Consider the following 13,487-nt stretch of genomic DNA (forward strand, 5'->3'; position numbering starts at 1 on the left):
CGGCGTGCCGCCCTAGAGCCTGGCCCATGACGGATTCCGACAGGGGGAAGCCCGATAATTCGATCTTGACATAGCAAAAAATTTTTTAAAAATAATGCTTAATTTATTTAATTCATATGCTTTGATACCAGCCCACAGATTATTGCAAGAATCATCTGGTGCGGTAGATAATTTGAAATATTACTTTGAACTATTATTACAATTGACCTGTTGAGATGGCCTGCCTCCACCAAACCAGCTCTTTCATGAAGGAACGAAGGTAGAGGCGAGGTGCTGGGCCCGAAGCATACAACAACCGGCCTGTTGCATTGCGGTCTTTACCTCGCGGGCGCAACATGCCTAGCATTTCGCATGACTCCGCCCCTATCCATCATCGTCGTCGAGGAAGATCGCGACCGCGCGCTCACGATCGTCGACGCGCTGCGCGAAGCGGGTGATTTCGAGATCAGCGTCATCTCCAACCGCACCAGCCTCGCGCGGCAGATCGGCATGATCGCACCCGATGTCGTCCTGATCGACATTTCCGACCCTTCCCGCGATACGCTGGAGGAGTTGGCCCTCGCCTCCGGTCCACTCGAGAGGCCGGTCGCGATGTTCGTGGATCGCTCGGATGAGGGCCTGTCCCGCGCGGCGATCGAGGCGGGCGTGTCTGCCTATGTCGTCGATGGCCTGCAGCCCGCGCGGCTCAAGCCGATCCTCGATGCCGCCGTCGCCCGGTTCCGGGTGTTCCAGCGGATGCGCACCGAGCTGGCCGAGACGAAGAAAGCCTATGAGGAGCGCAAGGTCATCGACCGCGCAAAGGGTCTCGTCATGCAGGCCCGCGGCATCAACGAGGACGAGGCCTATACCCTCCTGCGCAAGACGGCGATGGACCAAGGCAAGCGCATGGCCGATGTGGCCGCTGCCATCGTGACGGCGGCGGGGCTGCTGTCGTGAACCTTCGGCCTCTCTCCATCGGGTACATGCCCCTTCTCGATGCGGCACCGCTGATCGTGGCGAAGGAGCTGGGCTTCGCCGCCGAGGAAGGACTCGCGTTCGACCTCGTCCCCGCACCGTCCTGGTCGGCGCTGCGCGACTGGCTCGAACTGGGAACGGTCGATGCCGCCCACATGCTCGCCCCCGTACCGGTGGCAGGTGCGCTGGGACTGGGCGGGAGCGGCGCCGCGCTCTCGGCGGTATCCGTCCTCAGCATCAACGGCACCGTGATCGGTGTCAGCCGGTCGATAGCCCATCGCATGCGCGAAGACGGGCACGGGTTCGACTTCTCGGATGCCTCGGCCGCTGGTCGGGCGCTGATCGCCGCGTCGAGGCCGCCGCTGCGTATCGGTGTACCCTTCCCCTTCTCCATGCATTCGGAACTGGTGTTCTACTGGCTGACGGCGCTCGGCCTGCCAGCGCCTCAGAACCTCGCCCTTCGCACCATCCCCCCGCCGTTAATGGCCGAGGCCATCGAGGCCGACGAGATCGACGCGTTCTGCGTCGGCGAGCCCTGGGGCAGCAAGGCCGTGGAGAACGGCGTGGGGGAGCTGCTGCTGCCCGGTGCCGCGATCTGGGCCTTCGCGCCCGAAAAGATCCTGGCTGTGCGCGATGACCGGATCGAGCGCGATCGCGACACCATCCTGCGCCTCGTCCGTTCGGTGGTCCGCGCCAATGAGTGGCTCGGCGATCCCGTCTCACGGCTCATGGCGGCTGATCTGCTTGCCCGACGAGAGTGGCTTGACCTACCCGGAGAAATCCTCGACCGCGCCATGAGCGGCCGCATGACGATCCGCCCCGAGGGCGACACGCGCAGCGTCCCGGCCCTGATCGAGTTCCAGCGCGGCGCGGCCACCTTTCCGTGGCGCAGCCAGGGCGAATGGATCGCGCGGCGCCTGGCGGGACGCGTCGGGCTCAATGCAACCGATGCGGCCCGCCGAGGCCGTGCGCGGTTTCGCAGCGACATCTATCGGGACGCGATGGCGGACACCGCTGCGGATCTGCCCGGCGCCTCGGTCAAGATCGAGGGCGCAGTTGCGCAGGACACCGCAGTCGCATCCCGGTTCGGCAGCCTGATTCTGCCGCGCGATGCCTTTTTCGATGGATCCACCTTCGAACCTCTGCTCAACGATTAGGCAGCACTGGCGCCTTGCAGCGTATTTAGAAGGCAAACGATTTCATCTGCCCTATTTCGAGCATTTTATGTTGCGTCTGCGAAGATCCGGTGGCTAATTGAGGATGCAAGCGGGCAAGGACGTCCGTTTCCCCGAGACACGCCCTAAGACAGGGCAGATCTGAGCGAAGCCGCTCGACACGTCACCGCACACCCGGTGGCGCATGTCGGCGGCTTTTTTGTTTTGCCTGCTAGGCGGGCGTGAACGGACGGAACCCAGACCCATGAAGCGATTTCTCCTCTCTCTCACCGCGGCCACGTCCCTGTCGGGCCCGATCATGGCGCAGGCGCTCGATCTCGAGCAGGACATCCTGACCTTCGGTTTCATCAAGTTGACCGACATGGCGCCGCTCGCCGTCGCTTATGAGCAGGGCTACTTCTTCGACGAGGGCCTGTTCGTGACGCTGGAGGCGCAGGCGAACTGGAAAGTCCTGCTCGACGGTGTGATCGACGGCCAGCTGCAAGGCGCCCATATGCTGGCGGGCCAGCCCCTGGCGGCGACCATTGGCTACGGCACCGAGGCCCATATCGTCACGCCCTTCTCGATGGATCTCAACGGCAACGGCATCACCGTTTCCAACGAAGTGTGGGAAATGATGCGCCCGCATGTCCCCTCCCGCGCAGACGGCCTGCCCGAGCATCCGATCAGCGCCGAGGCCCTGATCCCGGTGATCGAGGAGTTCAACGCGCGCGGCGAGCCGTTCAACATGGGGATGGTTTTCCCGGTCTCGACCCACAATTACGAGTTGCGCTACTGGCTGGCGGCGGGTGGCGTGAACCCCGGCTACTACAGCCCCGAGAATATCACCGGGCAGATCGGCGCGGACGCCTTCCTCTCCGTCACCCCGCCGCCGCAGATGCCCGCGACGCTCGAGGCCGGCACGATCTCGGGCTACGCGGTGGGTGAGCCGTGGAACCAACAGGCCGTGCGCATGGGCATCGGCGTGCCGGTCATCACCGACTACCAGCTCTGGCGGAACAATCCCGAAAAGGTCTTTGGCCTGACCGCCGAGTTCGTCGAGGAAAACCCGAATACCACGCTCGCCATCACCCGCGCGCTGATCCGCGCGGCCATGTGGCTCGACGAGAACGACAACGCGAACCGCGAAGCGGCGGTCGAGATGCTCAGCCGTCCCGAATATGTCGGCGCGGATGCCGAGGTGATCGCCGCCTCCATGACCGGCACGTTCGAGTTCGAGCAGGGCGATGTGCGCGAAATTCCCGACTTCAACGTGTTCTTCCGCTACTACGCGACTTATCCGTACTATTCCGATGCGGTCTGGTATCTGACGCAGATGCGCCGCTGGGGACAGATCGCCGAGGCGCAGCCCGACAGCTGGTACGACGAGATCGCGCGCTCGGTCTATCGACCTGACATCTACCTCGATGCCGCCCGCTCGCTGGTCGAGGACGGGCTGGCCGACGAGGCGGACTTCCCGTGGGACACCGACGGCTACCGCGCACCGACGCCCGCGGCGGACATCATCGACGGCATCCCCTTCGATGGACGCCAGCCCAACGCCTATATCGACAGCCTCCCGATCGGCCTGCACGGCGACCAGCGCGTTGTGGGCGAAGAGGTTCAGGGCTGACGGCCCGCTGATCAGGCAGGCGGCGGCCACGGCGCCGTCTGCGTTTTCCCCCGACATGCAAGGAGTATCGGCGATGAGCACCGCGGATCCCCAGTTCGAGATCGACGCCGCCCGCGAGGCCCGCAGGGCGCGCCTGTTCACCCGGATCGGCGCCGCCGACAAATGGTTCCAGGTCCTCGGACTCGCCTGGCTGACCCCGATCGCGCGCGCCGCCGCCGGTGACAATCCTCGCGCCCAGATGGGCGAGATCTGGCGCCTGCTGGGCGTGCCTTTGCTGGCCATCGTCGGTTTTCTCGCGATGTGGGCGGCACTCGCGCCGCAGGTGCAGACCTCGCTCGGCGCGATACCGGGGCCCGGCGCGGTCTGGGAAGAAGCTGTGAACCTGCACGAGGACGCGGCCGCCAAGGCAGCCCGCGCCGCGCAGTTCGAGGCGCAGGTCGAGGCCCGCAACGAGCGCCTGCGCGAACAGGGCCGCGCCGACCAGATCCGCGAGGTGCCCTATACCGGCGCGCCCAGCTACTACGACCAGATCTGGACCTCGATCCAGACGGTGTTCTTCGGCTTCCTGATCGCCACGGTGGTGGCGGTGCCGCTGGGGATCATGGCGGGCCTCTCGGCCACCGCGAATGCGGCGCTGAACCCGCTGATCCAGATCTTCAAGCCGGTCAGCCCGCTGGCCTGGCTGCCCATCGTCACGATGGTGGTCTCCGCCGTCTACACCACCAATGACGGGCTGTTCGCGAAGTCCTTCCTGGTCTCGGCGATCACCGTGACGCTGTGCTCGCTGTGGCCGACGCTGATCAACACCGCGCTCGGCGTCGCCTCCATCGACCGCGACCTCGTCAGCGTCTCGAAGGTGCTGAAGATGAATACCCGCACCAAGATCGCCAAGCTGGTGCTGCCCTCCGCCCTGCCCCTGATCTTCACCGGGCTGCGGTTGAGCCTCGGCGTGGGCTGGATGGTTCTGATCGCGGCCGAGATGCTGGCCCAGAACCCCGGCCTGGGCAAATTCGTCTGGGATGAATTCCAGAACGGCTCCTCCTCGTCGCTGGCCAAGATCATGGTCGCGGTGCTGACCATCGGCATCATCGGCTTCCTGCTCGACCGGGTGATGTACGCGCTCCAGTCGCTCTTCACCTTCTCGAACAACCGGTGAGCGTCATGAGCATCCTGAGTTTCAAGAACGTCTCCAAGGGGTTCGGCGAGGGCACGAACCGGGTCGAGGTGCTGCACGACATCGATCTCGACGTCGCAGAAGGCGAGTTCGTCGCGATCTTGGGCTTTTCGGGCACCGGCAAGTCGACGCTGATGAACCTCGTCGCGGGGCTGGAGAAGCCCGATCGCGGCATCGTCACCTTCAGGGGGGCGCCCATCACCGAACCGGGGCCCGAGCGGGGCCTGGTGTTCCAGTCCTACTCGCTGATGCCCTGGCTCACGGTTCGCGGCAACGTCATGCTTGCGGTCGATGCGGTGCACGGTTCGCTGAGCAAGGCGGAGCGGGAGGCGAAGGCCGACCACTACATCGCGATGGTGGGTCTCAGCCACGCCGCCGCCCGTCGCCCGGCGGAGCTGTCGGGCGGGATGCGCCAGCGCGTCTCTGTCGCCCGCGCGCTCGCCATGGATCCCGAGATGCTGCTGCTCGACGAGCCGCTCTCGGCGCTCGATGCCCTGACCCGCGCCAACCTCGCGGACGAGATTCTCGAAATATGGGAGCGGGACCGAAAGACCTGCCTGCTCATCACCAACGACGTGGACGAGGCGATCCTGCTCGCCGACAGGATCGTGCCGCTCAATCCCGACGGCACGCTGGGCACGCCCGTGAAGGTCGCCATCCCCCGGCCCCGCGATCGATCCGCGATGAACCATGACGAGACGTTCAAGGCGCTGCGCACGCAGGTCACGACCTATCTCATGGATGTCGGCGTCGAGTCGAAGGTCGAGGGATCGCGCAGCCTGCCCCAGGTCACGCCTATCCACGGCGTCCCCGAGGCAGTCGCTACCGCGGGCGCCTCTCCCATCACCGAGCGCTACGTCGACTTTTCCCAAGTGCACAAGGTCTATCCCACGCCCAAGGGGCCGCTAACGGTGGTGGAGGACTTCAACCTCAAGCTCAGGAAGGGCGAGTTCATCTCGCTGATCGGGCATTCGGGCTGCGGCAAGTCCACAGTCCTGACGATGGCCGCAGGGTTGAATTCGATTTCGGAAGGCGTGATCGCGCTCGACGGGCGCGGGGTGCTGGGGGCCGATCCCGAACGCGCCGTGGTGTTCCAGTCGCCAAACCTCTTCCCCTGGCTGACCGCGCGGGAGAATGTCGCCATCGGCGTCGACAAGGTCTATCCCCGCGCCTCGCGTGCCGAGCGACAGGATGTCGTGGATTACTATCTCGAACGGGTCGGCCTCGCAGACGCGATGGACAAGAAGGCCGCATCCCTTTCGAACGGCATGAAGCAGCGGGTGGGCATCGCACGGGCTTTCGCGCTCAGCCCCAAGCTGCTGCTGCTCGACGAGCCCTTCGGGATGCTCGACAGCCTCACCCGATGGGAATTGCAGGAAGTGCTGATGGAGGTCTGGTCGCGCACGCGCGTCACGGCGATCTGCGTCACGCATGACGTGGACGAGGCGATCCTGCTCGCCGACCGCGTGGTGATGATGACCAACGGCCCGCGGGCCACCATCGGCAAGATCACCGAGATCGACCTGCCCCGCCCCCGCAGCCGCAAGGCGTTGCTGGAGCATCCCGACTACTACGCCTACCGCCAGGAGGTGCTCGATTTCCTGGAGGAGTTCGAGCACGGCGCGAAGCCGAGGCCGAAACCCGCACCGGTCATCGCGGCGGAGTGAGGGGGATGTGGCTCACCGACAATCGCAAGGCCGCATCCCCGCGCCACCGCCGGGCCGATCGGCCGGAACAGTACAGTGGAGTACCTTCATGACCCGGACGAAACTCGTCGTCATCGGGGCCGGCATGGCCTCGGGCCGGATGCTGGAGCATCTGACCGACGCCGCCCCCGATGCGTTCGACATCACCCTCTTCAACGCGGAGCCGCGCGGCAACTACAACCGCATCATGCTCAGCCCCGTCCTGTCGGGCGAGAAGACCTATGCCGAGATCGTCACCCATGACGAGGCTTGGTACGCCGAGCGCGGGATCGCCTGCCGCTTCGGCGAGCGGGTCGAGGGCATCGATCGGGTCAACCGGATCGTGCGCGCCCCCGACGGCGACGTGCCCTACGACAAGCTGGTCTTCGGTACGGGCTCCGACCCATTCATCATCCCTCTGCCCGGTCACGATCTCGACGGGGTGATCGCCTATCGCGACCTGGAGGATACCGAACGGATGATGGCGATGGGCACGGGCAACCGCGTCGTGGTCATCGGCGGCGGCCTGCTGGGTCTTGAAGCGGCGGCCGGCATGGCCGCGCGCGGGGCCGACGTCACCGTCGTCCACCTCATGGGCCACCTGATGGAACGTCAGCTCGACCCGGCGGCCGGCTACCTGCTCAAGACGTCGCTGGAGGCGAAGGGGATCACCATCCGCCTGATGGCGAACTCCAAGGCCATTCTCGGCGAGGACGGCAAGGTCCGCGCACTGCAACTTGAGGACGGGGAGGAGTTGCCCTGCGACCTTCTGGTCATGGCCGTGGGCATCCGCCCGAGCGTGAAGCTCGCCCAGGCCGCGGGTCTTGCCGTCGGCCGTGGCATCCATGTCGACGACCAGCTCGTCACCTCCGACGCCGACATCCTCGCCGTCGGCGAATGCGTCGAACATGACGGCGCGGTCTTCGGGCTCGTCGCGCCGCTCTACGATCAGGCCAGAGTCGCGGCGGCGACTCTGCTGCGTGAAGACGCCGCCTTCGTCCAACGCTCCTTGTCGACCAAGCTAAAGGTAACCGGCTGCGACCTCTTCTCCGCGGGCGATTTCGCCGAAGGCGAAGGGCGCGAGGACATCGTCTTCCGCGACCCCGCACGCGGCATCTACAAGCGCCTCGTCATCGAGGACGACCGTCTGGTCGGCGCGGTGATGTATGGCGACACGGCGGACGGCAACTGGTTCTTCGGTCTCATTCGCGATCGCACCGACATCTCCGACATGCGCGACAACTTGATCTTCGGACCCGCGTTTCAGGGGGGGGCCCAGGCGGACCCTCTCTCAGCCGTTGCAGCCTTGCCTCCTGACGCGGAGATCTGCGGCTGCAACGGCATCTGCAAGGGCCGGATCGTCGAGGCGATCGGCGGCGGCGCGACCGATCTCGGCGCCGTGCGCGCCGTGACCAAGGCCAGCGCGTCCTGCGGCACCTGTACCGGGCTGGTGGAACAGCTCCTGGAGGTCACGCTGGGCGATGCCTATGCCGCGCCCGAAGCCGCGCCGATCTGCGGCTGCACCGATCTCGGCCACGAGGACGTGCGCAGGCTCATAAAGGCGAAGGAGCTGAAATCCCAGCCTGCCGTCTGGCAGGAACTCGGCTGGACCACGCCGAACGGCTGCCATGTCTGCCGCCCGGCCGTGAACTTCTACCTGCTGGCGGACTGGCCGGTCGAGTATCGCGACGATCCGCAGAGCCGTTTCGTGAACGAGCGCAAGCATGCCAACATCCAGAAGGACGGCACGTTCAGCGTCGTGCCGCGCATGTGGGGCGGCATCACCAATGCCCGCGAATTGCGCGCCATCGCCGATGCGGCGGACAAGTACGGCGTGCCCACGGTCAAGGTGACGGGCGGCCAGCGTATCGACCTTCTTGGAGTAAGAGGCGAGGATCTGCCCGCCATCTGGGCCGATCTCAATTCCGCCGGACTGGTTTCGGGCCATGCCTACTCCAAGGGTTTGCGCACGGTGAAGACTTGTGTCGGCACGGATCATTGCCGCTTCGGCACCCAAGACTCGACCGGGCTCGGCATCCGGCTGGAAAAGGCGCTGTGGGGCTCCTGGACCCCGCACAAGGTCAAGCTCGGGGTGTCTGGCTGCCCGCGAAACTGTGCCGAGGCGACCTGCAAGGATATCGGCATCGTCTGTGTCGACTCGGGCTACCAGATCGGCGTCGGCGGGGCCGCGGGCATGGATCTGAAGGAAATCGAACGCCTGTGCGAGGTCGCGACGGAGGAGGAAGCGATGGATGTCGTCGTCGCCTTCGTCCAGCTCTACCGCGAGAACGCCAGGTATCTCGACCGGATCTACAAGTGGATTGCCAAGGTCGGCCTCGACTGGGCGCGCGAGCGGGTGGTCGACGACCGTGTGGAGCGGGCTGCACTCGTTGCCCGGTTCGAGCTGTCGCAATCCATCTACCGCCGCGATCCCTGGGCGGAGGAGGCGCGCAAGGCCGGTCGCAAATACGCCCCCCTCGCCGATCTCACGCTGGAGGCCGCGCAATGAGTTGGCTGGATATTGGAGCGGTCGAGGACGTCCCCGTCCGCGGCGCGCGCATGGTTCGCACGAGAGCGGGTTGCGTGGCCATCTTCCGCACGGGAGATACGGAATTTCACGCTACATCAAACACCTGTCCACACAAGGGTGGTCCTCTGGCCGAAGGGATCGTGCACGGCCAGAAGGTGACCTGCCCTCTGCATAACTGGGTCTTCGACCTCAACACCGGCGCTGCGCAGGGCGCCGACGAAGGTCGCATCGACGTTTATCCCGTGCGCATCGAGAACGGTCGCATCCTCCTGGATGCGCGCACGCTGCGGACACGCAGCGCGGCATGAGCGCTGATGGGGAAATCCGCTCGACCTGCCCCTATTGCGGGGTGGGATGCGGAGTGCGCCTGCGACCGGACGGGCGTGGGGGCCTGTCCGTCGCAGGCGACCCCGATCACCCGGCCAATCGTGGGCGTCTGTGCTCCAAGGGCCTGGCCCTGGGCGAGACGCTGGGCCTCGACGGTCGGCTCCTGGCCCCTCGGATCGGCGGCACGACCGCCGACTGGGATACCGCCCTCGATCTGGTCGCGGGCCGGTTTTCCGACGCGATCCGCGAACACGGACCCGATAGCGTCGGCTTCTACGTCTCGGGTCAGCTTTTGACCGAGGATTACTACGTCGCAAACAAGCTGATGAAGGGCTTCATCGGCTCGGCCAATATCGACACCAACTCCCGGCTCTGCATGGCCTCGACCGTGGCGGGACACAAGCGGGCCTTCGGCACGGATACGGTGCCTGGCATCTACGAGGATCTCGACGAGGCCGACCTGGTGGTTCTGGTCGGCTCCAACCTCGCTTGGTGCCATCCCGTGCTGCACCAGCGGCTTCTGGCCGCGCGCGACAGGCGCGGAACCCGCATCGTCGTCATCGATCCGCGCCGTACGGCGACCTGCGACGCGGCGGACCTGCACCTGCCGCTAAAACCGGGCACGGATGTCGCCTTGTTCAATCATCTGCTGGCACAGCTCGACGCACGGGGCTTGACGTGCGCGGACGATGTGACCGGCCTTGCGGATGCGTTGCAGGCCGCCCGACTGGACGATGTCACCCTCACGGATCTGCCTCTCTCCGAAATCGCGCGGTTCGTCGATATGTGGGCAGGGACCGAGCGGGTCGTCACCGTCTTCAGTCAGGGTGTGAACCAGTCCACCAGCGGCACCGACAAGGTCAACGCGATCCTCAACTGCCATCTCGCGACCGGCCGGATCGGGCGACCGGGCATGGGCCCCTTTTCCGTCACCGGCCAGCCGAACGCGATGGGGGGGCGCGAGGTCGGGGGGCTCGCCAACATCCTCGCCTGCCATCTCGACCTGGAGGACCCGGATCACCGCGCCTGCGTGTCGGAGTTCTGGCGAGCTCCCGCCCCCCTGCCCTCGCGACCGGGCCTGAAAGCGGTCGATCTGTTCCGCGCCGCCGACGACGGTCGGCTGAAGGCGCTGTGGATCATCCACACCAACCCCGCCGTGACCATGCCCGATGCGGACGCCGTCCGCGCCGCCATCGCCGCCTGCGACTTCACGGTCGTCAGCGACATCACCGACCGGACCGACACCGCGCGGCTGGCCGATGTGCTGCTGCCTGCCGCGGCCTGGGCCGAGAAATCGGGCACGGTCACGAATTCCGACCGCACGATCAGCCGCCAGCGCGCCGCCCTGCCCCCGCCCGGCGAGGCACGGCCCGACTGGAAGATCCTCGCGGATGTCGCCAGCCGCATGGGCTGGGCAGACGCCTTCGGCTGGCGGGACCCGGCGGAGGTCTTCGACGAATATGCCCGTCTCTCGGCACGGGCGGCACATTTCGGGCGGGACTTCGACATCTCGGGCCTCGTGGGCATGAGCGCGGACGATTACGCACGCATGAAGCCGACCCGCTGGCCCGTCACGGCCGACGGAGCCGGGGGCCGTTTCTTCGGCGACGGGCACTACTTCCACCTCGACGGGCGTGCCCGTGCCATCGCGGTCCGCCAGCGCCCGCCCGCGGCTCGAACCGGCCCGCGATTTCCGTTCCGTCTCAACACCGGACGCAACCGCGACCAGTGGCACACGATGACCCGTACTGCGTTATCGCCACGGCTTTCATCCCATCTGGCAGAACCGTATCTCGATATTCATCCTGAAGACGCGCTCGCCCTCGGGATACACCCTGCGGCCCTCCTGCGCGCCCGGTCGCGCGATGCGGAGGCCATTCTTCGCGCCCGCATCACCGACTCAGTCCAGCCCGGCTGCGTCTTTGCTCCGATGCACTGGACGGCGGAGACGGCGCCCTCCGCGCGCATTGACGCCCTAATCCCAGCTGCATGCGACCCGCTCTCCGGCCAGCCCGAGAGTAAGGCCGCTGTCGTTGCGGTGGAGAGTTTTACCGCCGCCTGGTACGGCTTCGCCGTCTCCGCCCACCCGATCAAGCCGGACTGCGCTTACTGGGCCTCAAGCCGCACCGCCACGGGCTGGCGCGCGGAACTGGCGGGCACTGCCCTGCCCGCGAATGTTGAAAGCTTCGCCCGAGAGATGTTCGGCGGCGGCGACCTCGTGACGCAGCGCATGAGCGATCCCGCCACCGGGGCAGAGCGGATGGCGTTCCACCGTGACGGCATCCTGGTCGCGGCCTTGTTCCTGTCTCCAAAACCCTTGGCGGCAATGCGTGACTACCTCGCCACGTTGCCGGGGACGCCTGTTCAGGCGGCGCTGTCGACCCGGCGCGCCTCGGATCAGCCAGATCCCGGCCCAATCCTGTGCGCATGCTTGTCCGTGGGCATCAACACCATCGTGGAGGCGGTCGAATCCGGCTCTGCCCTGACGGTCGAGGCGATCGGGAACGCTCTCGGCGCGGGCACCAGTTGCGGATCCTGCCGCGCCGAGATCGCCGATCTTCTGGCCCGTACCTGCCGCCCGGTGGCGGCGCAGTAACCTCCCCCCTCGAGGAGACGACGATGAAAAGTTTCCCTATGTTCATCCGTACCACCGACCGGCGCATCGTCATCGTCGGAGGAGGAGAACAGGCGGCGCAGAAGGCGCGCCTCATTCTCAAGACCGATGCGCGGATCGTCCTCGCGGGGATCGAGTTCGATGCGGAACTGACGGCGATCGTCGGCTCCGGCCGTGCGACCTGGCATCGGGATCGCCTGACCCCTGCCCTCTTCGAAGATGCCGTCATGGCCTTCGTCGCGACGGGCTGCCCCGCCCATGACGCAGCTGCTCACGCGCTTGCCCGCGCCGCGCGCTGTCCAGTCAATGTCGTGGATCGGCCGGATCTCTGCGATATCACCACGCCCTCGCTCGTGGACCGCGATCCGGTCGTCGTCGCCATCGGCACCGAGGGAACCGCACCCGTGCTCGCCCGTCAGATCAAGACCTCGATCGAGGAAACCTTGCCCCCGTCGCTCGGCGGGCTCGCGGACTTCGCCGGACGGCTGCGCAGCGAGGTCGCCCGGCGCGTGCCCCGCGACAACCGTCGCGCCTTCTGGCGCTGGGTCTTCGCCGAGACGCCACGCCAGATGTGGGCGCGTGGGCAGGAAAGCCACGCCATGCGCGCCGTCAAAAGCGCGCTCGATGCAGGCGGTGCTCACGCCGCGCCGCGCACCGGCTCGATCGCGCTGGTCGGGGCGGGACCGGGCGCACGCGACCTCATGACTCTCCGCGCCGTGGCCCGGCTGCAGGAGGCGGACGTGATCTTCTACGACCGTCTCGTCTGCGAGGATGTTCTGGAGGTGGCCCGACGCGACGCCGAACGTGTCTTCGTCGGCAAGGTTGTCGGAGCCCACGCCTGGCCCCAGGACCGCATCAATGCCGTGATCGTTGCCGAGGCTGCCAAGGGGCGCCGAGTAGTCCGCCTGAAATCCGGTGATCCTGGAATCTTCGGACGCGCGGCCGAGGAACTCGACGCTGCCCGCGCAGCCGGGATAGAGGTCGAAATCGTTCCGGGCGTCACCGCAGCCTGCGCGGCGGCAGCGGCGGCGGGGCGGCCCCTGACGAAGCGCGGATCTTCCGACACGCTGATCCTGACCACGGGCACCGGCTGTGACGGCAGGCTGTCGGATGGAGGGTTGAGCCACAGTGGTCCGGGGACAACGACCATCCTTTACATGGCCGTTCGACAGGCTGCGCAGATCGTGGATTGCCTGAGGGATCGGGGCCTGCCAGAGAGCGCACCAGTGACAATTGCGGCAGAGGTCTCCAAGCCCGGTGAGCGGCTGATTGAGACTACTTTGGTGAAATTGCCATGTGTCTTGGCCGACGCGAGCATCAATGGTTGTGCGATCTTGTGGATCAAATGGCCGGGTCGGCGGTTGCAATCTTCTCCAGCACCCGTTGCCAACAAAATCAGCTCGGATATTTGACCTT

Annotated in this window: 9 protein-coding genes; all 9 read left to right on the plus strand. The window is 66.2% G+C overall.

What is annotated here, in order from left to right:
- The first annotated feature begins 351 nt into the window (after positions 1-351).
- Entirely contained in the window at positions 352-936 is a 585-nt protein-coding gene (locus RX333_RS09000; protein WP_316014600.1) for an ANTAR domain-containing response regulator, read from the plus strand.
- A complete protein-coding gene (locus RX333_RS09005; protein ID WP_316014601.1) occupies positions 933-2,111 on the plus strand; it encodes a CmpA/NrtA family ABC transporter substrate-binding protein in 1,179 nt (392 codons plus the stop codon). Before RX333_RS09000 ends, RX333_RS09005 begins: the two co-directional genes overlap by 4 nt.
- Before the next feature lie 262 nt (positions 2,112-2,373).
- Positions 2,374-3,741, plus strand: coding sequence for a CmpA/NrtA family ABC transporter substrate-binding protein (locus tag RX333_RS09010; protein ID WP_316014602.1), 1,368 nt, complete (start codon positions 2,374-2,376; stop codon positions 3,739-3,741).
- Between the two features lie 73 nt (positions 3,742-3,814).
- Positions 3,815-4,897, plus strand: a complete 1,083-nt coding sequence (locus RX333_RS09015; protein WP_316014603.1) for an ABC transporter permease — start codon at positions 3,815-3,817, stop codon at positions 4,895-4,897.
- 5 nt (positions 4,898-4,902) lie between these two features.
- Positions 4,903-6,582, plus strand: coding sequence for an ABC transporter ATP-binding protein (locus RX333_RS09020; RefSeq protein WP_316014604.1), 1,680 nt, complete (start codon positions 4,903-4,905; stop codon positions 6,580-6,582).
- 88 nt (positions 6,583-6,670) lie between these two features.
- On the plus strand, positions 6,671-9,109 hold the full coding sequence (nirB, locus tag RX333_RS09025; protein WP_316014605.1) for a nitrite reductase large subunit NirB: 2,439 nt from the start codon (positions 6,671-6,673) through the stop codon (positions 9,107-9,109).
- Positions 9,106-9,438: a nitrite reductase small subunit NirD gene (gene nirD, locus RX333_RS09030; RefSeq protein ID WP_316014606.1), complete on the plus strand. Its 333-nt coding sequence runs from the start codon at positions 9,106-9,108 to the stop codon at positions 9,436-9,438. Before nirB ends, nirD begins: the two co-directional genes overlap by 4 nt.
- The gene (locus RX333_RS09035) at positions 9,435-12,053 is read left to right on the plus strand and encodes a molybdopterin-dependent oxidoreductase (protein ID WP_316014607.1); all 2,619 of its coding nucleotides are present in this window, start codon (positions 9,435-9,437) and stop codon (positions 12,051-12,053) included. The genes nirD and RX333_RS09035 overlap by 4 nt, the downstream gene beginning before the upstream one ends.
- Entirely contained in the window at positions 11,984-13,483 is a 1,500-nt protein-coding gene (gene cysG / locus RX333_RS09040; protein ID WP_316014608.1) for a siroheme synthase CysG, read from the plus strand. Before RX333_RS09035 ends, cysG begins: the two co-directional genes overlap by 70 nt.
- The last annotated feature ends 4 nt before the right edge of the window (positions 13,484-13,487 follow it).

The sequence above is a fragment of the Roseobacter sp. HKCCA0434 genome (genome assembly GCF_032464675.1).
Lineage (GTDB): Bacteria > Pseudomonadota > Alphaproteobacteria > Rhodobacterales > Rhodobacteraceae > Pontivivens.